Origin of the sequence: Pseudomonas sp. NFIX49, assembly GCF_900115915.1 — a bacterium.
Taxonomy (GTDB): Bacteria; Pseudomonadota; Gammaproteobacteria; order Pseudomonadales; family Pseudomonadaceae; genus Aquipseudomonas; species Aquipseudomonas pharyngis.
Genome location: NZ_FOYE01000004.1, coordinates 329,760 through 354,495 on the forward strand (window position 1 = coordinate 329,760; position 24,736 = coordinate 354,495).

The window sequence follows — 24,736 nt, forward strand, 5'->3', positions numbered from 1 at the left end:
AGGGCGCGGGCAGGCAGGCAATGAAAAAATCATATAGCTGGCTAATGTTTCTATCCAATATATTGTTCGACCTGTTTGATAGCTTTCACGACCTAATGGGGTGTCCATGGAATTGCGTCATCTGCGCTACTTCATCGCCGTCGCCGAAGAACTGCACTTCGGCCGGGCCGCACAGGTGCTGGGCATCTCCCAGCCACCGCTGAGCCAGCAGATCCAGGCGCTGGAACAGGAAGTCGGCGCGCGGCTTTTCGAGCGTACCAATCGTCGGGTCGAGCTCAGCGAGGCCGGGCGACTGTTTCTGGAGGAAGCGCGGCTGGTGCTGGCTCAGGTCGATAAAGCGGCGGACGTGGCCCGCCGCGCGCAACTCGGCGAGTTGGGTGAACTGAAGATCGGCTTCACCTCGTCGGCGCCTTTCAACTCGACCATTCCCCAGGCGATCTTCTCTTTTCGCCAGCGCTTTCCGGCCGTGCACCTGAACCTGCGCGAGATGAGCAGCACCATGGTGGCCGACGCGTTGGTGGACGAATCGATCGAAGTCGGCATCATGCGACCGCTGGGGTTGCCGGATTCGCTCAGCGTGGTCGAACTGATGCGCGAGCCTTTGGTGGCTGTGCTCAGCTCCAAACATCCGCTGGCGCAGGGCTCTGAAGAGGGACTGTTCCTCTCGGCGCTGGCACTTGAGCCGTTCGTGTTCTTCCCGCGCAGCTACGGCAGTGGGCTGTATTCGCAGTTGATAAGCCTGGCCCGAGACGCGGGTTTCAGCCCGCACTTCGCCCAGGAAGCCGGCGAAGCCATGACCATCATCGGTCTGGTGGCAGCGGGTCTGGGCGTGTCAGTGATGCCGGCGTCGTATCAGCGGATGCGCATCGACGGCGTGGTCTATCGACCGCTGCTCGATCCCGAGGCCGTGACGGCGGTGTGGCTGGTGCAGCGCAAGGATCAGAAATCACCGATGGCCAAGGCATTTGTCGAACTGCTCACGCGCAAGGTCGAAGCCGGTTGATCAGGGCAGCCGCACCAGATCACCCTTCAACGCCACTCGTGTGACAAAGATGCCGGCCCGACATTCGTAAGTGTTCAGATCCTTGCGCACATGCTGGTCGTAGTAGCTGACAATGTTGGTCACCGCATTCGCCCCGACACGCTTGGCCTCGGCCTGCAGCGCAATCAGATTCGACTGCAACACCCACTCGCAGGAGTCGTGATCGCTCTTGTTGAAGCCGTTGGTCTTCAGATCGCTGACCACCCCGCGCCGCAACAACCGCTGAGTGCCCTGAGGCCCGTTGCCGACCAGATAAAACTTCACACTGCCATCCAGCCGCCCGGCGCGCATCGCATCCGACACAACGGTTTCGAACGGCATGTACATCAGATTGGTGGCGTGGCTGGCGCTGGGGAGCAGGCTGAAAAGGGCGGCAGCGATCAGGGCTTTCGCTTGCATGGTCGTCTCCTTGACGTAACGCGCAGCAAATCATGGGTATGACGAGTGTAGACGCCGTATATCGGACAGAGAGAAGTCCATGTAGAGTGCGTGTAGCTCAACGGCTACACTTGCAACCATGACTGAGATACTTCGAAGCTCCACATTCTCGAGCTGGCTTGTGAAGCTGGCTGATAGTCGCGCCAGGATGCGTATTCAGGTGCGAATTGATCGTATGGCTGAAGGAAACTTCGGTGATGTCAAAGCCATTGGCGAAGGGATCAGCGAAGCCCGAATTGACTATGGCCCGGGATATCGGGTCTATTTCATGCAGCAAGGTCGTCAGCTGGTCATCCTCCTTTGTGGTGGAGACAAGAGCAGTCAATCTCGAGACATCAAGCAAGCCAGGCTCATCGCGGAATCCTGGCAGGAGCAAAACCCATGACCGAACAATTCACTCGTTGGGACTCAGCCGAGTACCTCAAGACAGAAGAGGACATGGCCAACTATCTGGATGCCTGCATGGAAGAGGCGGGGGATGACCCGGCTTTTATTGCCAAGGCACTTGGCACTATCGCTCGGGCGCGTGGCATGACCCAGGTCGCACGGGATGCGGGGCTATCAAGGGAAAGTCTTTATCGCGCACTGTCAGGCGAGGTAAATCCCGAGTTTGGAACGATCCTCAAAGTCATGAAAGCGCTGGGGCTGAAGTTGCATGCCAGCACATGATCTGAATTGAAAAGGGCGCCGAAAGGCGCCCTTTGTCGTTTCCGGCCGTTACTTAACCGTCGCCAGATCGCCCTTCAACGCTACGCCGGCCATGATGGCGCCCGCGTGGCATTCGTAGGTTTTCGCATCCTTGCGCTCGTTGCTCTTGTAGAAGCTGACGATGTTGGTCACGGCGTTGGCGCCGGCGTTTTTTGCGGCCTGGTGCAGGCTGATGATCGCCGATTGCACGACCCACTCGCAGGCTTCCTGGTCGGTCTTGTTGAAGGCGTTGGTCTTTTTGTTGGTCACGGCGCCGGGGCTGACAACGGTGACTTTGCCAGCCGGGGCGTTGCCCGCCAGATAGAACTTCACGCTGCCGTCGATCTTGCCGGTGCGGGTCGCTTCGGCGACGGCCTTGTCGAACGGCAGGTAGACCGCCGTGTCACGGGCCTGGCTGACGGCCGGCATGGCGCAGATGAGCAGGGTGGCAGCGAGTTTCTTGAAGTGCATGGAGGTCTCCTTGACCTGGATTAATTCGGTTGTGACCAGCGACGGAAAATCAGCGAGGTGTTGACCCCGCCGAAAGCGAAGTTGTTGTTCATCACGTATTCGTGGCTCATCTGGCGGAACTCGCCGCGCAGGTAGTCGAGTTTGCCGCAGTGCGGGTCGACCTCGTCGAGGTTGAGCGTGTGCACGTACAGGTCGCGGTTGAGCATCTCGATGCTGAACCACGACTCCAGCGCCCCGCAGGCGCCGAGGGTGTGGCCCAGGAAGCTCTTTTGCGAGCTGATCGGCATGCGTTCGCCGAACAGGGCACTGGTGGCCAGGGTTTCAGCGACATCGCCCTGTTCGGTGGCGGTGCCGTGGCCGTTGACGTAGCCGATGACGTCCGGCGCAAGGCCTGCATCTTCCAGCGCCAGTTCCATTGCCCGGCGCATGGTGATCTGTTCGGGGCGGGTGGTGTGCTGGCCGTCGGCGTTGCTGCCGAAACCGACGATCTCGGCGTGAATGTGCGCACCGCGCGCCAGGGCATGTTCCAGTTCTTCAAGCACCAGCATGCCGCCGCCTTCACCGATCACCAGACCGTCGCGGCCCTTGTCGTACGGGCGTGGCGAGGTGTGCGGTGCATCATTTTTCAGGCTGGTGGCGTACAGCGCGTCGAACACCATGGCTTCGGTCGGGCACAGCTCTTCGGCGCCGCCGGCGAGCATCAGCGGCAGGCGTCCGAACTTGATCGCCTCGTAGGCGTAACCGATGCCCTGGCTGCCGCTGGTGCAGGCGCTGGAGGTCGGGATCAAGCGGCCGGTGAGGCCGAAGAAGATGCTGATGTTCGCCGCCGTGGTGTGCGGCATCATCCGCACGTAGGAGTTGGCGTTGAGGCCTTCGGCCACCGAGTTGAGCAGCATGTTGCCGAACGCCTTGATCTCGTCGGTGCTGCCGGTGGACGAACCACAGGCCACGCCCATGCGCCCGTCCTTGATCGACTCGTCGCCGAGCAGGCCGGCATCGGCCAGCGCTTTTTCCGCCGCGCCGACAGCCAGGCGCGAGACCCGGCCCATGCTGCGCAATTGTTTGCGAGTCCAGTGCGCCGGCACCTGGAAATCATCGATGGGCCCGGCCAGGCGGGTGTTGAGTTCGCTGAAGCGATCCCACTCGTCCATCCGGCGAATGCCGCTGCGGTTGGCGGCGAAATTGCCGGCGATGGTGTCCCAGTCGCTGCCCAGCGAGGTAATGCCGGCCATGCCGGTGACGACGACGCGCTTCATCAGCACAAGCCTCCGTTGACCGCCAGCACCTGGCGGGTGATGTACGACGCTTCCGCCGACATCAGGAAATTCACCGCACCGGCCACCTCTTCAGGCGTGCCCATGCGTTGTGCGGGGATCATTTTCATCAGTTCTTCCACCGGCACGTTTTCATCCAGCATCGCCGTGTCGATCAAGCCCGGCGCGACGCAATTCACCGTGATCTTGCGCTTGGCCAGTTCGATCGCCAAGGCTTTCGCGGCGCCGATCACACCCGCTTTCGAGGCGCTGTAATTGACCTGGCCACGGTTGCCGATCAGCCCCGACACCGAGGTGATGCACACGATGCGACCAGCGGCGCGGCGGCGGATCATCGGCATCATCACCGGGTGCAGGACGTTGTAGAAACCGTCGAGGTTGGTACGCAGCACCACGTCCCAGTCGTCGTCGCTCAGGGCCGGAAAGGCGCCGTCGCGGGTCAGGCCGGCATTGAGCACCACGCCGTAGTAGGCGCCGTGGGCTTCGACATCGGCTTCGAGGATGGCTTTGCAGGTTTCGCGATCCGCCACGTCGAATTGCAGGATGCGCGCTTGGCGGCCCAGGGCCTGGATTTCAGCCTGCACCGCCTGCGCGTCGCTCAGACCACTGCGGCAATGCACGACGATGTCATGCCCGGCCTGAGCCAGACGCAGGGCGATGGCGCGGCCGATGCCACGGCTGGAGCCGGTGACCAGTATTGATTCAGTCATCGTTCGACTCCTTGGATTGCTCTAGATAGTCCGCCGCATGGGGCGGGCGGAACACGTTCAGCCGGGCGCTGGCCTCGATGCCGGGCGCGTTGATATGGCATTCGAATACGCCCATGCCGTTGTCGTCTTCCAGCGAGCGCAGGCCATGGATGGTCAGTTCGCTGCCAACCGGAAAGGCCGCGACATTGCATTCGAACTTGCGTGTGCCGAGCAGAAAGCCCAGCTCCACCGGGTTGCCTTTCTGCCGCGCATGGCAGCCGGCGAACGCGGCGACGCTTTGCGCCATCAGCTCGATGCCGACCCAGGCCGGCAGGCTGCCGTCGGGCAGGCTGAACAGGCCGCCGGGGCGGACGGTGAGGGTGGTGTGGATCTGTTCGTCGTCAAAGCTCAGGATCCGGTCGATCAGGATCATGTCGCCAGCGTGGGGCAGCAGTTCGGCGAGCGGCCAGTGGCTCATGGGGCATCTCCGATAATCAGGCTGACGTTATTGCCACCGAAGGCAAACGAGTTGCTCATCAGGTAGCGGGGAGCAATGGACGCCAGGCGTTCGCTTGCGGTCACCCACTTCAGCGCTGGCAGGTCGGGATCTGGCTGGCCATCCCAGACGTGCGGCGGCAAGGCGTGGTCGGGGTTGTCGGCACTCAGGCTCAACCAGCAGAACGCCGCTTCCAGTGCGCCGGCGGCGCCGAGGGTGTGGCCGGTCATCGGTTTGGTCGAGGAACACGGTACGCCTTCGGGAAACAGCGCGGCGACGGCCAGACTTTCCATCGCGTCGTTGTGCTGGGTCGCGGTGCCGTGCAGGTTCAGGTAACTGATGTCGCCGGCTTGCAGATGGGCTTGGTCGAGCGCCTTCTGCATCGATTGCAGGGCGCCACGGCCGGTCGGTTCCGGTGCGGAAATGTGGTGCGCGTCGGAGCTGGCGCCGGCGCCGAGCAGGGCGATGCCCGGCCCAGCACCGCGCTGTTTGCTCATCACGAACAGCACCGCCGCTTCGCCGATGTTGATGCCGTTGCGGTTGGCGGAAAACGGGTTGCAGCGCTCGTCCGACACCGCTTCCAGCGCACTGAAACCGTTGAGGGTCAGTTTGCACAGGCTGTCGACACCGCCGCACAGCACCGCGTCGCACAGGCCCAGATCGAGCAGGCGTCGGGCGCTCATCAAGGCGCGAGCGCTGGAGGTGCAGGCAGTGGAAATCACATAGGTCGGGCCGCTCAGTTGCAGCCAGTCGGCGAGGAAGTTCGCCGGTGCGCCGAGCTCCTGTTGCCGGTAGTCGTAATCGGCCGGGAACTGTTGGTCGCGAATGTAGTGCGCAAGGCCTCGGCTGGCTTCGTCGATGCCCGAAGTGCTGGTGCCGAGCACCACGCCGATGCGCTCGCGGCCGTAAGTCTGGATGGAGTGCTCGATGTCGTCGCGAATCTGCAACGCCGCCTCCAGCAACAGCTGATTGTTGCGGCTTCGCTGGTCGGCCAATGCATCGGGAATCGGCTCCAGATCGCCGTGCACGGCGGCCACCGGCAGTTCGCGCTCCGGCACCCAGCCGGACTCGCGGCGCATGCCTGAACAGTCGCCGGCAAACAGGTTGCGTGCCACGGCTGGCTTGTCGCGCCCCAGGGCGCAGATCACGCCGAGGGCATTGAGGTAGGCGGTCATGACGTCGGTTCACCGAGTGGCGTTACGCGATAGTGCGGGCCTTGTGGCAGGTTCAATTCGAAGCTCAAGGGTTGGGTGTAACGGATGTCCCAGCGCGCCGGCAGGGAACGTTGGCCGCCCTGTTGCTGCGCGTCGGGGTAGTTGCGCGACAGCTCGCCCGCCGGGGTCAGGGCGAACAGCAGCGCGGCGAACAGCTCCCGGGCTTCCGGGTTGGGCGGCAGCAGGCCGTCGGCCTGCCAGTGTCCGTCGATCAACTGCTGACGGGCCTGGGGAATGCCCAGCGGATCCATCATCGACCAGCGGATGCCGGGCCCTTCGCGCTGGATCACCAGCAACCAGTCTTGCTGTTGCCCGGCCAGGTGCCGCTCGATATGCAGTTGCATCGGCAGCGGCAGGTTCGGGTTGCCGGCCGGCAGCGGCGCCTGACTGGCGCAGGCACCGAGCAGCAAGACGCAGGCGAGCAGCAGAACACGCAACATCAGACAGCCTCGTTCAAGGGTTTGCGGGCCACCACGTTGACCAGGGTTTCTTCCCGCTGGCCGAATGGTTTTGGTTTGTGCAATCCAAAACGTTCGAGCAGACCGAAATCCTTCGACCGGCTCCACCACAGATACGGGTACGAAACGTTCTGTTCGCCGAACTCGAAACCCTGCTGGCGAATCATCTCCAGGTACTGCGCCGCGCTCTTTTGCACGTGCATCGGATGCCGGAACAGCCAGCGAATCACCCACGTATCAATGTAAGCCTCGGTGGACTCGGCGAACAGCAGATAACCACCGGGTTTGAGCACCCGATAGAACTCGGCGAGGGCCTTTTCCTGCTCCACCAGATGATGGAAGGTCTGGTGACAGAACAGCAGGTCGACGCTGGCGTCCGGTACATTGAGGGTCGCGCAATCGCTGCCGATCAGCTCGACGTCGAAGCCCAGACGCGCCGCCTCGGCGGCGCTCAGTTCAAGGCTGTGCGGGTCGGCATCGACACCGATCAGGCGCTGTGGCGCGAAGGTCTGGCGCAGGTGACCGAACGACTTGCCCTGACCACAGCCGGCATCCAGCAGCACCGGATTGGCCGGCAACGATTCGCTGAACAGTCCGCGCAGATCGTTGATTGCCACGCGCAGCACATGGTGCTGCCAGGTGTGGCTGCGCAGGAACCAGAAACCGAAACGGGTTTCCTCGACGTAATTGTCGCTCAGGTAATTCATGTGTCGTCTCTTGCACAGAGTTCGGAGATCGTCTTCAAACGACGGCGCGCTTCACTGACGAACGGGTTGCGTTCGTCCCAGGCGTAACCGGCGAGGATCGAGCAGATCATGCGGCGGATTTCCGGGGAGCCTTGCTCGTGGAAAATCACGTCCTGAAAGGTGCCGGCGTACCAGCCTTCGACGTAGCAGCGGAACGTGTCGACCCCGCGCTTCAGCGGCTCGGCGAATTCCCGTTGCCAGTCGACCGTTTCGCCCTGCAACTGTCGATGCAGCACAGCGGCGGCCATGCTCGCCGAACGCATGGCGATGGTCACGCCCGAAGAGAAAACCGGGTCGAGAAATTCCGCCGCGTTACCCAGCAGCGCAAAGCCCGGGCCGTGCAGGGTTTTGACGTTGGCCGCATAGCCGCCGAGAGTGCGCGCCGGGGTGTCCCACACGGCGTTGTTCAGCACCTTGGCCAGGCTCGGGGTTTCGGCGATGAAACCGCGCAGGCAGGCGTCGAGGTCGGCATCGCGACCTGCGAAATGTTCAGCGGCAGCCACCACGCCGACGGAGCAGCGACCGTTGCTGAACGGGATCGACCAGAACCAGATATCGCGGTGCTGCGGGTGGGTGGTGATGAGGATCTTCTCGCGGTCGAAGCCGGGGTGATCAATGTGGTCTTCGACGTGAGTGAACACGGCTTGGCGAACCGGGAAATTCGACGGCGCTTCCAGGTCGAGCAGGCGTGACAGCACGCGGCCGTAGCCGCTGGCATCGAGGACAAAATCGGCTTCGACGCGGTACTCGCTGCCGTCTTCGCGGCGCACATTCAGCTGTGGTCGCGGACGTTCGAAGTCGACGCTGACAATCGCGTCGCCGTAGCGGATTTCCGCGCCCTGCAACGCCGCCTGATCGGCCAGCAACTTGTCGAAGTCGGCGCGTTGCACCTGCAGAGTCGTGGGCTTGCCGGCGGTGAAGGTGTCGCCAAAATCGAAGGCGCTGTAGCGCTCGCCCCAGGCGAACGCCGCACCGTTCTTGCGTTGGAAACCGGCGGCATTCACCGCCTCGAGCATGCCGGCCTCTTCGACGAAATCCAGGCAATGGCAGAGTAGGCTTTCACCGATGGAGAACCTCGGGAAATGCTGACGCTCGATCACCAGCACGTCGTGCCCCTTGCGCTTGAGCAATGCGGCGGCGATGGCGCCGGAGGGGCCGGCGCCGATGATCACGACCTGACGGGATTCCATTTCAACGATTGGCACGTGAGCTCCTGGGTACGGCAATAGGGTTCAGTGACGCCCGGTGCAGGCCGATGAAGGCCGGCAACAGCGTCGCGATCAGACCCATCAGCATCAGCGCAAAGTACAGCGCCGGGCTGATGAGTTGTTGTTGCAACAGCAGGTTGAGAAAAACGATTTCGCTCAAGCCGCGAATATTCAGCAGCACGCTTTCGCGCCAGCGGCTGGCGCCTGCGAATGACGCGCCGGCCCAGCCGAGGCCGAGCCAGTTGCCCAGGATTTTGCTGGCGACCGGCAACAGCAGCAGCGCCGCCCATTGCACGGTACCGAGGCTGGCAAGGGCGCTGTGCACGTCGATCTGGACGATGCCGAAAGTCAGGATCAGCGGAATTGCGACCCACGTCTGCAAGCGGTTCATCCAGTGCGTCGGCAGCGGCAACACCAGTGGCACCTTGAGCGCGGCCATGCACAGCAGATAACCGATGCCAAAAATCAGCGCGTTGAGTTTGTAGTGTTCGGCCAGCACCAACAGCGCAAAGAAGCCGAGGCTGTAGGTCAATGGACGGCGGATGCCGAACACCCGCAGCAGCACGGGTACGCAGGCCATCCCCAGCGGCAGCAACAGACTGCTCAGGTGCAGGCTGCCCTGAGCGAGGCCGAACAGGGTCCAGCAGGTCAGGTCGATCAGGATCGCGGTCTGCACCAGACGCCGAGTGGCGGCGGGCGGGTAGTCGATGTGACGCAGGTACAGATACAACACCGGGATCGCAGTGATGGCGAACACCAGACCGATCGCCAGCGAGTTGATCCACGGCTGCGTCGGCAACAGCCAGTACGCCGTCGCCAGACCGCAGGCGAACGGCACGGCGAAACTCGGCAGGGCGATCTTCACGCTCTGACGGTCCAGGCGCAGGTCGATCACGTCACTGAGGATGTGCCCCAGCAACAGGGCGAAGCTCAGGCTGTAGAGGTTTTTCAGCCAGCCCGGCGCGATCAGTTCGGCGCCGTTGAGTTGCCAGCCCGGTTCGATCCAGAAGTACATCAGCAGCGGCAGGCCGAAGCTGGCCAGCAGCAATTGACTGACGATCGGGATCAGCCCGAAATGCCGGCCGACCCGGGTGGCGACGAAGAACAGTGCCAGGGCCATCAGCCAGAAAATCATCACCATCATGCTGCAGGCTCCGTGACGGCAACCGCATGGGCCTGACGCCCGGCCCACGGCGCGAGCATGAAGCTGAAGGCCAGACCGAGGCTCACCGACAGACCGAAGTTGCTCACCGCCGGGGTGCTCGACACCGCCAGCAGGCCGAACGACAGCCAGGTGGTGGCGGCCGCGAGCAAGGTGCCGAGCAGGCTGACGGCTGCGCCGCCGACCTGCTCGCGCATGAGGATCGCGTAGTCGACGCTGATCGCCGTCACCAGCAACAGGCCGAACAGGCTGAACAGGGTCAGCGGCTGACCGAGCCAGCCCAGGCTGGCGAGGCTGCACAGCGCAGCGAGCAGCGGCAGGGCGACGATCCGCAGCGCGCCGCCGAGACCGAACGGCAGCATCAGCACCAGCACGATCAATACGCAGGACGCGAGTTTCAGCTCAGCAGCGCTGATCTGGGTCTGGGCGAACACCTTGTTCAGATCGCCGAGCCGGTCCACCAGCATCACGCCGGGCAGATCCAGCGCCTGCACCCGCAACAGCGACGGATTGTTCAGGCCTTGCAGGCTGACCATCGCTGCCACGCCGTCCTCGGTCGGCCCGAGCCACAGCGTACGGTAGGGCTCGCCGAGCGGCCCGGCCAGCGCCGCATCGATGTCTTCGGCGGGCAGCGCCTGCAACTGTTGCAGTTCGGTTTGCAGCGCCGCCAGCGGTACGCCGACTTCCAGCAGCGGCTGCCAGAATTGCGGCAACTTGCTCAGCGCTTCCCGCACCTGTTGCTGTTGAGCCGGCGGGCTGACCAGTTGATTGAGCGCCAGATAACCCTGCAACTTGTCGAGGTTGACCAGTTGATCCAGCCGCTCGCTCAGGGCCGCTTGCCGTTCCAGCAATTGCTGCTGATCGGCGGCGCGCACCAGGAAGAACTGGCTGGTCGGCTGATAGCCGGTAATCCGCGCGATGGTCTGCGCCTCATCGGTCAGGCGTTGCGGCGCACCGACCCACTGGCGGATGTCGTTCCTGCTCTCCAGTTGCAGCAGACCGCCGACGCAGAAGGCGATCAGCAGGGCTAGCAATACCGGCGTTCTGACGTGGTCGAGCAGGTTTTCCCGCAACCGCACCAAGCGCTCGGCCAGTTGCAGCGGCCATTGCGCCGGGCGCAGTTCGACGTTTTTCAGCAGCGCCGGCAACAGGCACACCGCCGACAGGTAGGCGCCGAGCAAACCGGCGGCGGAGAACACGGCGATCTGGGTCAGGGCCGGGAAAGGTGTCCAGGCCAGTGCCAGGTAACCGATGGCGCTGGTGATCAGGCTCAATGTCAGGCCGGACAGGGTCAGGCGCAACGCCGGCCAGCTGTGCCAGGGCTTGAGGCTCCAGCTCTTGGACAGGTAGTGCAGCGGGTAATCCACTGCCACGCCGATCAGGCTGGAGCCGAGCACCAGGGTCATCACATGCATGTGCCCGAACAGCGCGACACAGGCCACTGCGCCGAACAGCATGCCGACCAGCACCGGAATGAACGCCAGCAGCACCCGCCAGCGGCGGAAGGCGAGCAGCAACAGCAAGAGGATGCCGATGGTGGCGCCGCCGCCGACCCAGGTCATTTCCCGGGTCGCCTGCTGCTGACCGTTGGCGGCGTACAGCAGACCGCTGGCGGCCAGCAATTGCACGTCGGCGCGAGCCGCTTGCTCACGGCTGTGTTGCAGCAGGGCGGCGACTTGCAGCGGCTGATTCATGTCGAAGGCACTGCCGGTGGTGCGTGCGCGCAGCAGCACCCAGCTCTTGCCATCGGCGTCGGCGATCAAGGCGCCGCTGCCGATGTCCAGTTGCACCGCGCCATGTTGCGGCTGGCTGTTCTGGATGCGTCCGGTCAGGCCCAGCCAGTCGTCCTGGCTCGGCACCAGACTGAACCCGGTGAAAGGGTCGAACAGCGCCTGTACCCGTTGCTGGATAAAGGCGTCGGGATGTTCGATCAGCAGTTGTCGGTCATCCGCCGAGAGCATCGCCAGCCGTCCTTGCAGCAGTTGCGTGCGCAGGGCCGGCAGATCGGCCTGCAGGTTCCACTGGACCTTTTCGAACAGCCCGCTGGCCTGCCATTGCTCGCCCAGGGTCTGGGCCATGGCGACGGCTTGCTGGCGATCGGCGTGGCCGACCAGCACCAGCATGTCGCGGTTGAGCGGTTCCTGCATGCGTTGTTCGGCGCGCAGTTCGAGGGCGTCCGGGTGGGTGCCGGGCACCAGTTCCATCAGGTTGGCCGACAGCGGCGCACCGTCGCGCCACTGCCAGGCGCCCAGTGCGACAACCGCCAGCAGCAGGATCAGGAACAGCCAGGGCAGCCTGCGTTCACTCGGCAAAGTCATGTTGCTCCGCGTCGCTCAGAGGTTGGCCGGCAGTGCTGTCCTGCATGCGCAGTACGGTGCTGTCGCCCTGGGTTTCCAGCAGTTCGATGGTGTTCACCAAGGTGCCGCCGCTGATGTTGATCTGGTTGAAGACCTGCTTGAGCAGCACCGAGCGCGGGGTAAGGGTCAGTTGCCATTGCTGCGCATCGCCGCTCAGGGCCAGTTCGAAATCCCGTTGCAGACCGCTGCTGTCGCCTTGCAGCACCGCCAGGAACAAGCGGTTCTGCTCGGCCCCGGCGCTCTTGTTCGGCAGCAGTTGCCAGCCGGTGGCATCACGCCGGGCGATGCCCTTGGCGCTGATCCGGTAATCCTGTTGCAGCGGGGTTTTCAGCAGCCACAGCAGGCCGTGGTTTTTGGCAAGGACAAAACTGCCCTTGCTGATCAGCGGCTGGGGCAGGGCGCGCAGGTGCTTTTCCTGGATGAACTGGCCGTGGATCACGTCCGGTTTCGCCAGTTGCTCGCTCAACTGTTGCAGGTCGAAGGCGTTGGCCAGCGACGACAGCGTCAGCAGCGCCAGGGCCCCAAGGGATTTCAACCACACATTCATCGCAGCATCCTTTCCACGGCATCGGTGAAGACTTTCGGCGAGGCCAGTTGCATCTCGCGGCTGCTCATCTCGACGGCGACCTGCACCGAGCTGGCGCGGGTCAGGCGTTCGCCTGTCTGGGCGTCGGTGATCAGGTAGTGGATCTTCAGGCGGTTTTCCCACTCCACCAGACTGGCGCGCACGTTCAGCCGCTGACCGAATACCGCGCCGCGCACGTAGCGCAGTTGCAGGTCGATCACCGGCCAGGCATAGCCCGAGTCGACCATCTGGTTGTAGTTGTGGCCGATCTTGTCGAGCAGTGCACAGCGCGCCACTTCCAGGTATTTCACGTAATGGCCGTGCCAGACGACGTGCATGGTGTCGACGTCAAAGAACGGCACGAGGATTTCCGTATCGGCGTGAAGCACTCCGGCACTACGCATGCAGCCTCCAGTGTTGCTCGGCGATGCGTTGCAGGCACAGGCGCAATTCACCTTCCAGGGCACGGTCTTCGATCACCGGCGGGAAGTCCCGGGCCAGTTGTTCGTGCATGGCGGCCAGTGATGGCGGCAGCGGACGCGCGTCTTCATCACGACCACGCAGCCACACGCCTTGATTGGCGGCCAGCAACGTAGCGGCGGCGACCTGTTCGGTCAGCTCCAGCACACGAATGGCGTCGCGGGCGGCGATGGTACCCATGCTCACCTTGTCCTGGTTGTGGCACTCGGTGGAGCGCGAGAACACACTGGCCGGCATGGTGTTTTTCAGCGCTTCGGCAGTCCAGGCACTGGCGCCGATCTGCACAGCCTTGAAGCCGTGGTTGAGCATCGCGCGGTCGGCGCTGGCGCCCGACAGGTTGCTCGGCAAACCGTGGTTGTAACGCTCGTCCACCAGCAGCGCGAGTTGGCGGTCGAGCAGGTCGGCGACGTTGGCCACAAGGTTTTTCAGGCTGTCCATGGCGAACGCGATATGCCCGCCGTAGAAGTGTCCGCCGTGCAGCACGCGCTCGGCTTCGGCGTCGATGATCGGGTTGTCGTTGGCGCTGTTGAGTTCGGTCTCGATGAACGAGCGCAGCCAGTTCAGGCTGTCGGCCAGCACGCCCAGCACATGCGGTGCGCAGCGCAGTGAGTAGCGATCCTGCAAGCGGTGCAGCGGCGCGGTCGGCGCGTCGATTGCCAGATCCTTGCGCAGCCATGCGGCCACCTGCATCTGACCCGGATGCGGCTTGGCGGCGAACAGGCGCTCGTCGAAGTGTTCCGGATTGCCTTGCAGCGCCACCACGTTCAGCGCGGTGATGCGGGTGGCCAGTTGCAGCAGGTAATCGGCGCGGGCGTAAGCCAGGCACGCCAGACCGGTCATCACGGCGGTGCCGTTCATCAGCGCCAGCGCTTCTTTCGGACGCAGCACCAATGGTGTCCAGCCCAGTTCGCGATGCACATCGGCAGCCTGGCGGCGTTCGCCACGGAACATCACTTCACGCTCGCCGGACAGGGTCGCGGCGACGTAGGACAACGGCGTCAGATCGCCGCTGGCGCCCACCGAACCCTCTTCAGGGATCAGCGGCAGAATGTCGTGCTCGAGAAACGCGTGCAGGCGTTCCAGCAGTTCGATGCGCACCCCGGACACCCCGTGGCACAGCGACTGCAAGCGCGCCGCCAGCACCGCGCGGGTGGCCTGGGCGTCGAGCAATTTGCCCAGTCCGCAACCGTGGAACGTGTAGAGATGACGCGGCAGCGCCTCGACGTGATGCAGCGGCACCGCGACCACGCAGGAATCGCCGTAACCGGTGGTCACGCCGTAAATCACGCCTTCCTTGTCCAGCAGCGAGTCGAGGAACCGCGCGCCCTTGGCGATGCGTTCGCGATAAGGCGCGTCGCTCTGCAACTGCACGGGCGCCTGACGGTTGGCCAGGGCCAGCACGTCTTCGATGCGCAAAGGGCGTTCGCCGAAGGTGACCGGCTCAGGAGTTGGCGTTGTCATCGGTTTTCCAGAATGGGTAAAAGTTGAACCATTGGCACGGTGCTTCGAGGCAATAGTGACTCAGGCGTTGCGCATAGCGGGTGGCCCACTGATGAATGACCTGTTCGCGCTCGCGGCGTGACCACACCACGGCGTCGGCGAACGGCTCGAGGGTCAGGCGATAGTGGCCGTCCGGCTGTTTCAGGCACATCAGCAGGTTGACCGGGCATTTCAGCAGGCCGGCCAGCAGCCACGGCCCTTGCGGGAACGGCGCCGGGTGGCCGAGAAAGTCCACGGTCACACTGCGCCCGCCATGCAACGGCACGCGGTCGCCGGCAATCGCCAGCCACTCGCCGCGCTCCAGCCGTTCGTGCAGTTGCAGCATGATCACCGGGTCCAGCTCGCTGACCTGGATCAGTCGCAGGTTGGTCGCCCCGGCCTCGCCCAGCAGGCGATTGAATTGCTCGGCGTGCTTGGTGTGCACCAGCACGTTCATGGTGACCTTTTCGCCCAGCTCCGCCAGCGCCCGGCACACTTCGAGGTTGCCCAGATGCGCGCCCACCAGCATTTGCCCGCGACTGCCGCGCAACTGATTGCGCAACAGCGCCGGGTCGATGATTTCGATCTGCTCGATCTTCAGCTTGCCGTTCCACACGTCGAGCTTGTCGAGCAGCGAATCGGCGAATGCCATGAACTGGCGGAATACCCGCCAGCGGGTCGGACGCAATTCGTGGCGACCGCTCCAGTCGGCGAGGCGCTGCTGATACTGCCAGGCACTGCGCCGGGCGGTGCGGCCGAACAGGAAAAAGTACAGGACGATGCCGTACAGCAACGGGCTCAGCAGGCGTCGGCCAAGGACCTTGGCGGCGAACGCGGTGAATTTCATCAGCAGGAAACTGCCGCGCTCTTCGCGGTCGGCCCAGTGCTTCTTGTCGGTCTCGACGGTCATGCGCGCCACCGTCGCCAGAGGATCACGGGCAAGCGCAGCAACATGCCGAAGAACAGGCGCGTGTGCATGCTCGAGATCAGCACGTTGTCGTGGAACAGGCGAAAGTGCGACACGCCGTCCAGCGGGTAATGCACGCTGGTCTGCAACCAGCGCATCGGCTGATTGCGCCAGGCCAGGCGCACCAGAATGTCCGAGTCGAAATCCATGCGCTTGCCGATCCGCGCCGAGTCGATCACGCCCAGCGTCGGTTCCAGCGGGTACACGCGGAAGCCGCACATCGAGTCGCGAATCTGCAGCGACAAGGTGTTGATCCACACCATCACGTGGGTCAGATAACGCGCATACAAACGGCCTTTGGGCACACTGGCGTCGTACAGCGGATAACCGCAGATCAGCGACTTGGGGTGAGCGCGGGATTCTTCGATGAACCGCGCGACATCCTGCAGGTCATGCTGACCGTCGGCATCGACCTGCAAGGCATGGCTGAAACCCAGCCGCGCCGCTTCACGCAGACCGGTCATCACCGCGCCGCCCTTGCCCTGATTGGCAGTGAGGCGCACCAGATAAACCCGCTCGCGCTCGGCCAGCGCGTCCAGCACCGCCGCGCAGGATTTGCTGCTGGCATCGTCCACCAGAATGCACGGCAGATCCTCGGCGAGCAGGGCGTCGACCACCGTGCCGATGGCGGTTTCGTGGTTGTAGACCGGGATTACGGCGCAAGGGTTATGCATCGCCAACTCCCAGCAGAATCCGCCCGCTGGAGCAGGTGGCGGTTTCGTTGCGGTAGGCGAAATACAACTTGCCGCGTTCCGGATCGAAGCGCAGATGCAACTGGACCTCATCGCCGGGGCGCACCAGTTGCTGGAACTTCAGCACTTCCATGCCGGCGAACGCGCCGGGCAGGTTCAGCAGTTGCCGACCCAGGTTCAGCGCCCATTCGACCTGCACCACGCCGGGCAGCACCGGGGCCTTGGGGAAGTGGCCGCTGAAGTAGGCCAGGTCCGGCGGAACGCTCAATTGCAGGTTCCATTCGCCCTCGGTTTCGGCCTGTTCCAGAATCTCCGGCGCTTTCGGCCGTGGTGCCAGCAGCAAGGCTTCGACGTCGGCCTGAGGCAACTTGCCCTGCGAGGTCAGCGGCAATTGGCGCAGCAGGCGCCAGCGCCGGGGCAGTGCCAGGGCTTCGCAGTGGTCGCCGAGATGACGGCGCAGGGTTTCGGTCAGGCTGCGGCGACCGTGTTCGCGCAGGGCAAACAGGCCCGATTCGCTGAGCACCAGCAGAGCGCCGAGGGATGCGCGGTTTTCCTGCACCACGCCCAGACGCGCTTCGGCAACCCAGTCGTGAGCCACCAGCGCCTGTTCAAGCATCGGCAGGGAAATACGTTTTTCTTCGAGTTTGACGATCCGGTCGAGCCGACCGAGCAATTCAAAGCGGCCATCGGCCTGAATGCGCGCCGCATCGGCGGTGTGTTCGACATGCCCGGCGGGCAGATAGGGCGATGCGATCAGCAAGGCACCGTCGCTGTCCTGGCTCAACTCGACACCGGCAAACGGCTGCCACAACGATTCACCCTGACGCCAGGCGATGCCGCCGGTTTCCGAGCTGCCGAGGATTTCCGTCGGCCACTGTCCCAGGCGCTGATGCAGGCTTTGTGCGGCGTCTGCCGGCAGTGCGCCGCCGGACGAAAACACCCGGCGCACGGCGCTGAGTGCCAGCCAGTCGAGGTTGTCGCCCATGCGTTTGAGCAGCGCCGGGCTGGCGACCCAGGCGAAGGCCGGGTGCTCGCGGCTGGCGCGTTGCAGGTCTTCCGGGAAAGCCAGTTGCTTGCGCAGGAACGGACGCCCGGCGCACAGCGGCCACAGCACGCGAAACAGCAAACCGTAAATGTGCTGGGTGGCGACGCTGCCAAGAATGCAGGCCTCGCCGAGATCCGCGCCCCACAGCTGTTCGAGGGCTTCGACTTCGTTGGCCAGTTGCCGCAGGGATTTGTCGATGCGCTTGGGCTCGCCGCTGGAGCCGGAAGTGCACAGGCTCAGGCGGCACTGGTCGAGGTCCAGTTCGGCAGCAGGCAGTGCCGGTTGCAGCAGATCGCTCAGGCGGGCGTCACCGGTCTGATCGGTCAGCCACAGATCGACGTCGTTCGACCAGCGCTGACGGGTCTGCGCTTGCAGGTCCGAAGGCAGCAACACGCTGATGCCGGCACGCCAGGCGCCGAGCAGGGCGACGGCCAGGTCGGCGGCATCTTCCAGATGCACCGCCAGACGTTGTACGCCACGCGCTTGCAGACCGGCGGCCAAGCTCAGGGCCTGTTCGCGCAGTTGTGCGTGATCGAGTGCCGGTGCGCTCGTTACCGCGCGCGCCGGCAGGGCCTTGAGCAACAGCTGCTCAAGTTTTATCCAGTTCATGGGCGACCTCTTACCCGTTGTCGTATCAGCCATTCAATGGCAAACATCAGGCCGATCAATCCGTAGGAGATCAGGCCGGTGTACAACATCCACCAGTTCAGCGGCGCCCACAGTGTCAGCAGGGCGGCGCACAAACCGTTGCAAAAGAAAAACACGCTCCAGGCCACGGTGACCTGGCGGGTGTAACGAATCGCCTTGGGCGGCAGTTGCGGTTCACGCAGGCGCGCCAGACGCTCGACCATCGGCGGGCCGTATTTCAGGCTCAGGCTGAACAGCACCAGCATGAAGCCGCTGATCAGCACCGGGTACCAGCGCAACAGCAAAGGGCTGTCGAACACCGCCAGCAGCAGGCAGAACACGATCGCCACAAAGGCCATCCACAGGCTGCCGGGCTTGCGTTCGCCGGTCAGCGCGCGCGCCAGCCACAGGCCGCCCAGCAGCAGGCCGAACTGCCATGGCGCGAAATGCTCCATGCCGAAATACACCGCAAAGGGATACAGCAGGCCTGCCAGCAGCAGGCCGAGGCCGATCAGTCGGCTCATGCGGCCGGTTGAACCAGACGGTAGACCGCCTCGACCACGTCGCTGACGGTGCGCACCGACTTGAATTCTTCGGCGGCGATTTTCTTGCCGGTCTGGCGCTTGATGTGATCGATCAGGTCGACGGCGTCGATGCTGTCGATTTCCAGATCCTGATACAGGTTGGATTCCAGGCTCACGCGAGCCGGGTCCAGTTCGAACAGCTCGACCAGGGCATCGCGCAGGGTGTTGAAAATGTCGTCACGAGTTTGCATGGTCCGGTCTCAAGCTGCCTGTTTTGCCGTGACGAACGCCGCAAGGCTCGCCACGTTGGAGAAATGGTTACGGGTGTCCTTGGCGTCGGCGTCGATCTTGATGCCGTACTTTTTCTGGATCGCCAGGCCGAGCTCCAGGGCGTCGACGGAGTCCAGGCCCAAGCCTTCGCCGAACAGCGTCTGGTCGTCGCCGATGTCCTCTGGGCTGATGTCTTCGAGGCCCAAGGCGTCGATGATCAGCTCTTTTATGTCACGGTTTAGATCGCTCATCTTCGGCGAGCTCCTTGATAAAGAATTGGTGCAAATAGTCGTTGAGCTTGCGCGAAGCCTGGGGCGGGGGCCCCTGCGCGGCGAAAGTCTGTGGGTCTATATCGGCCCCGACGTGAAAACTGAAGTGCACGCGGCGACTGGGAATGCGATACCAGGGCTCGGCCTTGGTCAGGGTGGTCGGATTGACCTTGATTACCACCGGGGTGAGGATTTTCGCACCGCGCAGCGCGATGGCCGCCGCGCCCCGATGAAAGGCCGGCGCCTGACCCGGCTGGGTGCGGGTGCCTTCGGGAAAAATGATCAGGGTCTGCCCGCTCTGCAACGCGCCGGCGGCGGCGTCGAGCATGTCCATGCTGCCGTCGTTGCTGATGTATTCGGTGCTGCGCAGCGGGCCGCGGGTGAAGGGGTTTTCCCACAGGCTTTTCTTCACCACGCAGTTGGCCCCGCGCACCAGACCGATCAGGAACACTACGTCGATCAGTGAAGGGTGGTTGGCGATGATCATCTGCCCCGGGCGGCCGAGCCGTTCGGCGCCCTGGATGTCGTAGGTCAGCACGCCGGTACGGGCCATGAACCGGACGAAAAACCAGAACAGCCGACTGACGGTCTGGCGTGCGCGCTCGCGATGCGCAATGGCGTCGCCCGGCAGGCAACCGAGCAATGGAAATACCAGCAGGCGCAGGCACAGACCACCGAGCCCGAACAGGGCGAAGCTGGTGGCAGTGGCCAGCAGACGCCAGTAATAGGCGTCGCGGTTTTTTCCGATCACGGGTTGCGTTGCCAGGTCCATAGACGAGTCTTCCAGGCATGTTGGCAATGGGGTTGCTGACCGAGCAGGGTTCGCAGCAGATTCAGTGCGTGGGGCCACTGCGGTTTTGACCGTGCTTGCGGGGCGCTGTTCAGGGTCAGCCGCCAGTCGGTACCGGGGGTGAGCAACAGCCCGACCGCGTAGGGAAACGGTACGTCGTCGATCCACGTCGAATAGGCTTCGGGCGGTTGTTCCTCGGTGATCACCAGCAGCACGGCGGGGGCCCCTTCGTTCAACAACGTCGCCGCTTCGAGCATGCCGTGTTCGAGGCCGTCGCCGGCCGCGGCGAGTGCGGTCATTTCGCTGGTTTCGCCGCGCATGATCGACCACAGGCCGATGATTGCGTTGTGCACCGACAGGCTGAACTGGGTCGGCGACAGCGGCTGTTCGTTGGCCAGATCACTGAGAATTTCAAAGGTGCGCGGGGTTTCGCCGTGCCGGGAGACGAACACCAGCGGCAGATTTTCCCGACCGTCGGCCAGCGGCCAGCCGACACTGAACGCCATCCGCGCCAGACGGCTGAGACGACGGCGCTGCATGGCCGGCAGAAACGAAACATCGGGTGCGGCATCACTGCCTTCGAGCACGACCGGCTGTCGGCTCCAGGCTTGCCAGGCTTCCACACTGTCGAGCCCGGGAGCCCAGGCGCGCCATTGGGCGATGTTGAAGTTGATCACGGACATTTATCCCGCCCCTGCGGGCTGAGTTGACGCGGTTTCGCCAACGTCGCCGCTGAGCTGATTTAGCCTGAAATGGCATGGCGCGTGGCGCCGGGTGGCGCGCATTATCCCGGTGCGACGAGTGTGTAGCAAATGCTGGTTACGTTTTGAACGACGAAATGAACCGAATGGTACGCGGCAAGAGCTGTCACTTGGCCATTATCCAGATTGTCGGGTGTCTGTCTGTCAGGCGAATCCGCAATCAAAGAGTGTCTTTGCGCCGTATTCATTGGGAGATTTGCGCCTGACTTTGTAGTCCGCGTCCATCGAGGTAGCGAACCGGCACCGGGCACCACTACACTCGGTCATTCTTTGATACACGGAGGTTTTGTCATGCGGCGCGTGGTGTTCAATCAGAAAGGTGGCGTGGGCAAATCCAGCATTGCCTGCAATCTGGCGGCAGTGAGCGCCAGCGAGGGTTATCGCACGCTGTTGGTCGACCTCGATGCCCAGGCCAATTCCACTCAGTATCTGACCGGGCTCACGGGAGATGACATTCCGATGGGCATTGCCGACTTCTTCAAGCAGACCCTGTCTTCCGGGCCGTTCTCGAAAAAGAATCAGGCGGATATCTACGAAACGCCGTTCGACAACCTGCACATCATCACCGCCACCGCCGAACTGGCCGACCTGCAGCCCAAGCTCGAGGCCAAACACAAGATCAACAAGCTGCGAAAGCTGCTCGACGAGTTGTCGGAGGATTACGACCGGATCTATCTGGATACGCCGCCGGCGCTGAATTTCTATGCGGTCTCGGCACTGATTGCCGCCGATCGGGTACTGATTCCCTTTGACTGCGACAGCTTCTCGCGTCAGGCCCTCTACGGTCTGATCGCCGAGATCGACGAGTTGAAGGAAGACCACAACGAAGGCCTGGAAGTCGAAGGCATTGTGGTCAACCAGTTCCAGGCCCGGGCCAGCCTGCCGCAGCAAATCCTCGACGAACTGATCGCCGAGGGCCTGCCGGTACTGCCGGTCTACCTCGCCAGTTCAGTGCGCATGCGCGAATCGCATCAGGCCAACACGCCGCTGATCCACCTCGACCCACGGCACAAGCTGACGCAGCAGTTCGTCGAACTGCATAACCTGCTCGAAGACGCCTGAAACCTTGTCAGATGCCCTGGCTGCGCAGCCAGGCCATCAACTGCGGCAACGGGAAGGCCCCACTCTGACGGGCGACTTCCCGGCCGTTGCGGAACAGAATCAGGCTCGGAATCGAACGAATCCCCAACTGCGCCGACAACTGCTGATTGGCCTCGCTGTCCAGCTTGGCCAGCCGGCACTTGCCCGCCAACTGCGCAGCCGCCTGCTCGAACACCGGCGCAAACGACTTGCACGGCCCGCACCAGTCCGCCCAAACGTCCACCAGCAACGGCAGATCGCCCTTGATCTGACTGGCGTAATCGCCTTGCTTGAGTTCGAACGGCTTGTCCAACAGCACCTCGGACTTGCAGCGCCCGCACTTCGGGTGGTCGTTGAGGCGCTCGGCGGGGATGCGGTTGAGGCCGTTGCAGGAGGGGCAGGGGATGAGGAGTGGGTCGGTCATGATCGGGATCCAGTGGAAAGCTGATATCTCCTAGTTGGAGACGTTTGCTCATATTTTCAATCGTGCAGTGTTTGGCTGTGAGCCTAGGCTGAGATGGACCGGTCGAGACCCGTTGGTCTGCTCGGTGATATCGCAACTTGCGATAATTTTGATCTGTGATTAACTCCCCATAGCAGAATGCGATAAGGATGTTGCATGCATGTCATCACTGGAAAACGAATACGAGAAGCGAAGGCCAAATGGCCCAGCGCAGCTACAGCACTGGACCACTGGTTTGAAGTGGCGAAAGGAAGCAAATCGCCAGATTTTGCGGCGCTGAAGGCCTTGTTTCCAGCTGTCGACAAAGTGGGTGACTTTCATGTTTTCGATATTGGCGGTAACAAGCTCAGGTTGATCGCCTATGTCAGATATCGACCTCAAAAGTTGTACATCAGACATGTGTTGGATCATCGCGAATATGACCGCGGTAAATGGAAGGAGGCTAAGGCATGAGTGTTCTGATCAAAAAAGCCGCTGAGCACTGGGAGTTCGTTTCGCCTTTGCTGCGCAAGCCGAAAAGCGAAGACGACTACGACAGGCTCGTTCAAGCCCTTGACGAGCTGCTCGAAATGACGGGCGATGATGAGTCTCATCCTTTAATGAGTCTGGTGGATATCATCGGTGACTGGATTGAAGAATGGGATCGCGTGCATCACCCGACGCCTAAACCGCCCGGTTTTGAAGTACTGGGGTATTTGATGCGTGAGCATGGTTTGACCCAGAGCGATTTGCCGGGTGTGGGCACTCAGTCTGTTGTTTCGGAAATCCTCAGTGGAAAGCGCCAGTTGAATCTGCGGCAGGTCCGCTGGCTGGCCGAGCACTTCAAGCTACCTGTGGACGTGTTTATCTGAAAGGAAACCAGTGTGTTCAGAGTCGTGGCATTTGCACTCTGAGCATGTCGCGCGGCTTTTTCAGGCGGCGCTGTCATCTAGCAGGTTGCCTGACGGGAGGGTGCACGGCTCCAAGACAGGAGACCGTGCGCTTCATGAGGAACAACTGATCTCCAAATGCTTGCCCCACTCCGGCGGCCGTTGCGCGTAACTCTCCATTCCAGACTGTTCCTCGAATGGATTGCTCAACACCGCATGCAATCTGCGCACTTCTGAATAGTCACCCTGCTCGGCAGCATCGATTGCCTTCTGCGCCAGGTAATTGCGCAGGATGTACAGCGGATTCACCGCATGCATTCGCGCACGGCGCTGTTCCTGATCGGCCGCGCCATCGCGTGCGACGCGGGCGACATAGCGCTCGCCCCAGGCATCGAAACCCTTGATATCGACGAAGTCATCGCGCAGGCGGGCGACGGCCTGTTCGGCTGACTCTTCGCCCAGGCGGCGGAAGAACAGCGTGTAATCGACGCCGCTGTTCTGCATCAGTTGCAGCAGTTGTTCCAACAGTTGCTGGTCGTCGTCCTCGGCGGTGGTGAAGCCGAAGCGGCGGCGCATCAGGTCGAGGTAATGGGCCTGGAACAGTGGCAGGTACAGGCCGAGGGTTTCGCGCAGGGCTTCAACGCTGATGAACGGCGTCAGGGCCTGGGCCAGGGCGCTGAGGTTCCATTGGCCGACCGGCACCTGATTGCTGAAGGAGTAGCGGCCCTGATCGTCGGAGTGGTTGCAGATGAAGTTCGCGTCGAAATCGTCGAGGAAGGCGAACGGGCCGAAGTCGAAGGTGATGCCGAGTATCGACATGTTGTCGGTGTTCATCACCCCGTGGCAGAAACCGTAGGCCTGCCACTTGGCGATCAGTTCGGCGTTGCGCTCGACGATTTCGCGGAACATCGCCAGATAAGGTTCCGGCTGTTCCAGACACTCGGGGTAGTGCATCGCCAACACGTGTTCGCCGAGTTGCTTCTGCTGTTCGGGGCGCTTGGTGTAATAGAAGTATTCGAAGTGGCCGAAACGGATGTGGCTCGGCGCCAGGCGCAGCACCATCGCGGCGCGCTCCTGTTTCTCACGCCAGACTGGAGTGTCGGAGCCGATCACGCAGGCGGCGCGTGACGAAGGAATGTTCAGCGCATGCAGCGCTTCGGAGGCGAGAAACTCGCGGATCGACGAACGCAGCACCGCGCGACCGTCGCCCATGCGCGAGAACGGTGTCTGCCCGGCGCCCTTCAGATGCAAGTCCCAGTGCTCGCCGGCTGCGTTGTAGACCTCGCCCAGCAACAGTCCGCGCCCATCGCCCAGTTGCGGGGTGTAGCCGCCGAACTGATGTCCGGAATAGACCATCGCCCGTGGCTCGGCATCGGCCCACAGCTTGTGGCCGCCGAACAGTTCGGCAAATTCCTGTGTGTCGGCCACCGCCGGGTCGAGATCCAGCAGCGCCAGGGCCGCAGGGCTGGCCACCACCAGCCGAGGATTGTCGATCGGTTCGGGCAGCACATGGGCCGAGAACGCATCGCCCAGGCGGGCGAAGCGGTTGTCGAAGGTCAGTTCGTCGAGGGCTTTCAAGGGCCGGCTCCAGCAGAATGTCCGAGCATTCTGCT

30 protein-coding genes are annotated in these 24,736 nt (G+C 62.9%); 6 read left to right on the forward strand and 24 right to left on the reverse strand.

The window, feature by feature from the left end; all coding sequences use genetic code 11:
- Nucleotides 1-106 precede the first annotated feature (106 nt).
- Nucleotides 107-1,003 carry a LysR family transcriptional regulator gene (locus BMZ46_RS13445; RefSeq protein ID WP_039766450.1) on the forward strand — a complete coding sequence of 299 codons (897 nt, stop codon included), beginning with the start codon at nt 107-109 and terminating at the stop codon, nt 1,001-1,003.
- Here the strand turns inward: BMZ46_RS13445 and BMZ46_RS13450 are convergent, their stop codons facing one another.
- Entirely contained in the window at nt 1,004-1,441 is a 438-nt protein-coding gene (locus tag BMZ46_RS13450) for an excinuclease (RefSeq protein WP_074689573.1), read from the reverse strand. It abuts the gene before it with no gap.
- A 118-nt stretch (nt 1,442-1,559) separates the two neighbouring features.
- On the opposite strand from BMZ46_RS13450, the gene BMZ46_RS13455 reads away from it, so the two are divergent.
- Together BMZ46_RS13455 and BMZ46_RS13460 are read left to right on the forward strand one after the other, a co-directional pair.
- Nucleotides 1,560-1,865, forward strand: coding sequence for a type II toxin-antitoxin system RelE/ParE family toxin (locus tag BMZ46_RS13455; protein ID WP_039766452.1), 306 nt, complete (start codon nt 1,560-1,562; stop codon nt 1,863-1,865).
- Nucleotides 1,862-2,149 (forward strand): addiction module antidote protein, encoded by a 288-nt coding sequence (locus BMZ46_RS13460; protein WP_011332089.1) that lies wholly within the window; start codon nt 1,862-1,864, stop codon nt 2,147-2,149. Before BMZ46_RS13455 ends, BMZ46_RS13460 begins: the two co-directional genes overlap by 4 nt.
- A 48-nt stretch (nt 2,150-2,197) precedes the next feature.
- Here BMZ46_RS13460 and BMZ46_RS13465 read toward each other — a convergent pair whose 3' ends face one another.
- The 21 genes from BMZ46_RS13465 to BMZ46_RS13565 are packed head-to-tail and all read right to left on the reverse strand — an operon-like array spanning nt 2,198 to nt 20,633.
- Nucleotides 2,198-2,638, reverse strand: a complete 441-nt coding sequence (locus BMZ46_RS13465) for an excinuclease (protein WP_074689575.1) — start codon at nt 2,636-2,638, stop codon at nt 2,198-2,200.
- Nucleotides 2,639-2,658: 20 nt separating this feature from the next.
- Nucleotides 2,659-3,894, reverse strand: coding sequence for a beta-ketoacyl-ACP synthase (locus BMZ46_RS13470; RefSeq protein ID WP_074689577.1), 1,236 nt, complete (start codon nt 3,892-3,894; stop codon nt 2,659-2,661).
- Nucleotides 3,894-4,622: a 3-oxoacyl-ACP reductase FabG gene (gene fabG, locus BMZ46_RS13475; protein WP_039766460.1), complete on the reverse strand. Its 729-nt coding sequence runs from the start codon at nt 4,620-4,622 to the stop codon at nt 3,894-3,896. The genes BMZ46_RS13470 and fabG overlap by 1 nt, the downstream gene beginning before the upstream one ends.
- Entirely contained in the window at nt 4,615-5,079 is a 465-nt protein-coding gene (locus BMZ46_RS13480) for a hotdog family protein (RefSeq protein ID WP_074689579.1), read from the reverse strand. Before BMZ46_RS13480 ends, fabG begins: the two co-directional genes overlap by 8 nt.
- Nucleotides 5,076-6,272: a beta-ketoacyl-[acyl-carrier-protein] synthase family protein gene (locus BMZ46_RS13485; protein ID WP_039766462.1), complete on the reverse strand. Its 1,197-nt coding sequence runs from the start codon at nt 6,270-6,272 to the stop codon at nt 5,076-5,078. Before BMZ46_RS13485 ends, BMZ46_RS13480 begins: the two co-directional genes overlap by 4 nt.
- Nucleotides 6,269-6,751, reverse strand: a complete 483-nt coding sequence (locus BMZ46_RS13490; RefSeq protein WP_074689581.1) for a hypothetical protein — start codon at nt 6,749-6,751, stop codon at nt 6,269-6,271. Before BMZ46_RS13490 ends, BMZ46_RS13485 begins: the two co-directional genes overlap by 4 nt.
- On the reverse strand, nt 6,751-7,476 hold the full coding sequence (locus BMZ46_RS13495; protein WP_074689582.1) for a class I SAM-dependent methyltransferase: 726 nt from the start codon (nt 7,474-7,476) through the stop codon (nt 6,751-6,753). Before BMZ46_RS13495 ends, BMZ46_RS13490 begins: the two co-directional genes overlap by 1 nt.
- Nucleotides 7,473-8,720, reverse strand: a complete 1,248-nt coding sequence (locus BMZ46_RS13500) for an NAD(P)/FAD-dependent oxidoreductase (protein WP_074689583.1) — start codon at nt 8,718-8,720, stop codon at nt 7,473-7,475. The genes BMZ46_RS13495 and BMZ46_RS13500 overlap by 4 nt, the downstream gene beginning before the upstream one ends.
- Nucleotides 8,707-9,867, reverse strand: a complete 1,161-nt coding sequence (locus BMZ46_RS13505) for a cation:proton antiporter (protein ID WP_074689584.1) — start codon at nt 9,865-9,867, stop codon at nt 8,707-8,709. Before BMZ46_RS13505 ends, BMZ46_RS13500 begins: the two co-directional genes overlap by 14 nt.
- Nucleotides 9,864-12,203 carry an MMPL family transporter gene (locus BMZ46_RS13510; protein ID WP_074689585.1) on the reverse strand — a complete coding sequence of 780 codons (2,340 nt, stop codon included), beginning with the start codon at nt 12,201-12,203 and terminating at the stop codon, nt 9,864-9,866. Before BMZ46_RS13510 ends, BMZ46_RS13505 begins: the two co-directional genes overlap by 4 nt.
- Nucleotides 12,187-12,789 (reverse strand): outer membrane lipoprotein carrier protein LolA, encoded by a 603-nt coding sequence (locus tag BMZ46_RS13515; protein ID WP_074689586.1) that lies wholly within the window; start codon nt 12,787-12,789, stop codon nt 12,187-12,189. The genes BMZ46_RS13510 and BMZ46_RS13515 overlap by 17 nt, the downstream gene beginning before the upstream one ends.
- Nucleotides 12,786-13,211, reverse strand: coding sequence for an acyl-CoA thioesterase (locus BMZ46_RS13520; RefSeq protein ID WP_074689587.1), 426 nt, complete (start codon nt 13,209-13,211; stop codon nt 12,786-12,788). The genes BMZ46_RS13515 and BMZ46_RS13520 overlap by 4 nt, the downstream gene beginning before the upstream one ends.
- Nucleotides 13,204-14,748 carry an HAL/PAL/TAL family ammonia-lyase gene (hutH, locus tag BMZ46_RS13525; RefSeq protein WP_074689588.1) on the reverse strand — a complete coding sequence of 515 codons (1,545 nt, stop codon included), beginning with the start codon at nt 14,746-14,748 and terminating at the stop codon, nt 13,204-13,206. Before hutH ends, BMZ46_RS13520 begins: the two co-directional genes overlap by 8 nt.
- Nucleotides 14,729-15,676: an LpxL/LpxP family acyltransferase gene (locus BMZ46_RS13530; RefSeq protein WP_039766474.1), complete on the reverse strand. Its 948-nt coding sequence runs from the start codon at nt 15,674-15,676 to the stop codon at nt 14,729-14,731. Before BMZ46_RS13530 ends, hutH begins: the two co-directional genes overlap by 20 nt.
- Nucleotides 15,673-16,407 carry a glycosyltransferase family 2 protein gene (locus BMZ46_RS13535; RefSeq protein WP_074689589.1) on the reverse strand — a complete coding sequence of 245 codons (735 nt, stop codon included), beginning with the start codon at nt 16,405-16,407 and terminating at the stop codon, nt 15,673-15,675. The genes BMZ46_RS13530 and BMZ46_RS13535 overlap by 4 nt, the downstream gene beginning before the upstream one ends.
- Nucleotides 16,400-18,079 carry an acyl-CoA synthetase family protein gene (locus BMZ46_RS13540; protein WP_074689590.1) on the reverse strand — a complete coding sequence of 560 codons (1,680 nt, stop codon included), beginning with the start codon at nt 18,077-18,079 and terminating at the stop codon, nt 16,400-16,402. Before BMZ46_RS13540 ends, BMZ46_RS13535 begins: the two co-directional genes overlap by 8 nt.
- The gene (locus tag BMZ46_RS13545) at nt 18,076-18,621 is read right to left on the reverse strand and encodes a COG4648 family protein (RefSeq protein WP_011332105.1); all 546 of its coding nucleotides are present in this window, start codon (nt 18,619-18,621) and stop codon (nt 18,076-18,078) included. The genes BMZ46_RS13540 and BMZ46_RS13545 overlap by 4 nt, the downstream gene beginning before the upstream one ends.
- Complete coding sequence (locus BMZ46_RS13550) at nt 18,618-18,872, reverse strand: acyl carrier protein (protein ID WP_007947135.1); 255 nt, start codon at nt 18,870-18,872, stop codon at nt 18,618-18,620. Before BMZ46_RS13550 ends, BMZ46_RS13545 begins: the two co-directional genes overlap by 4 nt.
- Before the next feature lie 9 nt (nt 18,873-18,881).
- The gene (locus BMZ46_RS13555; RefSeq protein WP_074689591.1) at nt 18,882-19,142 is read right to left on the reverse strand and encodes a phosphopantetheine-binding protein; all 261 of its coding nucleotides are present in this window, start codon (nt 19,140-19,142) and stop codon (nt 18,882-18,884) included.
- The gene (locus tag BMZ46_RS13560; protein WP_064592950.1) at nt 19,123-19,932 is read right to left on the reverse strand and encodes a lysophospholipid acyltransferase family protein; all 810 of its coding nucleotides are present in this window, start codon (nt 19,930-19,932) and stop codon (nt 19,123-19,125) included. Before BMZ46_RS13560 ends, BMZ46_RS13555 begins: the two co-directional genes overlap by 20 nt.
- Nucleotides 19,908-20,633 (reverse strand): beta-ketoacyl synthase chain length factor, encoded by a 726-nt coding sequence (locus tag BMZ46_RS13565; RefSeq protein WP_039766485.1) that lies wholly within the window; start codon nt 20,631-20,633, stop codon nt 19,908-19,910. The genes BMZ46_RS13560 and BMZ46_RS13565 overlap by 25 nt, the downstream gene beginning before the upstream one ends.
- Before the next feature lie 369 nt (nt 20,634-21,002).
- On the opposite strand from BMZ46_RS13565, the gene BMZ46_RS13570 reads away from it, so the two are divergent.
- On the forward strand, nt 21,003-21,773 hold the full coding sequence (locus tag BMZ46_RS13570; protein WP_007952339.1) for a ParA family protein: 771 nt from the start codon (nt 21,003-21,005) through the stop codon (nt 21,771-21,773).
- A gap of 7 nt (nt 21,774-21,780) precedes the next feature.
- On the opposite strand, the gene trxC is transcribed toward BMZ46_RS13570, so the two are convergent.
- The gene (gene trxC, locus BMZ46_RS13575) at nt 21,781-22,215 is read right to left on the reverse strand and encodes a thioredoxin TrxC (protein WP_039766488.1); all 435 of its coding nucleotides are present in this window, start codon (nt 22,213-22,215) and stop codon (nt 21,781-21,783) included.
- A 195-nt stretch (nt 22,216-22,410) separates the two neighbouring features.
- On the opposite strand from trxC, the gene BMZ46_RS13580 reads away from it, so the two are divergent.
- Together BMZ46_RS13580 and BMZ46_RS13585 are read left to right on the forward strand one after the other, a co-directional pair.
- Entirely contained in the window at nt 22,411-22,707 is a 297-nt protein-coding gene (locus BMZ46_RS13580; RefSeq protein WP_074689592.1) for a type II toxin-antitoxin system HigB family toxin, read from the forward strand.
- The gene (locus BMZ46_RS13585; protein WP_039766491.1) at nt 22,704-23,105 is read left to right on the forward strand and encodes a helix-turn-helix domain-containing protein; all 402 of its coding nucleotides are present in this window, start codon (nt 22,704-22,706) and stop codon (nt 23,103-23,105) included. Before BMZ46_RS13580 ends, BMZ46_RS13585 begins: the two co-directional genes overlap by 4 nt.
- A 132-nt stretch (nt 23,106-23,237) precedes the next feature.
- On the opposite strand, the gene selO is transcribed toward BMZ46_RS13585, so the two are convergent.
- Nucleotides 23,238-24,701 (reverse strand): protein adenylyltransferase SelO, encoded by a 1,464-nt coding sequence (selO, locus tag BMZ46_RS13590; protein WP_074689593.1) that lies wholly within the window; start codon nt 24,699-24,701, stop codon nt 23,238-23,240.
- Between the last annotated feature and the right edge of the window lie 35 nt (nt 24,702-24,736).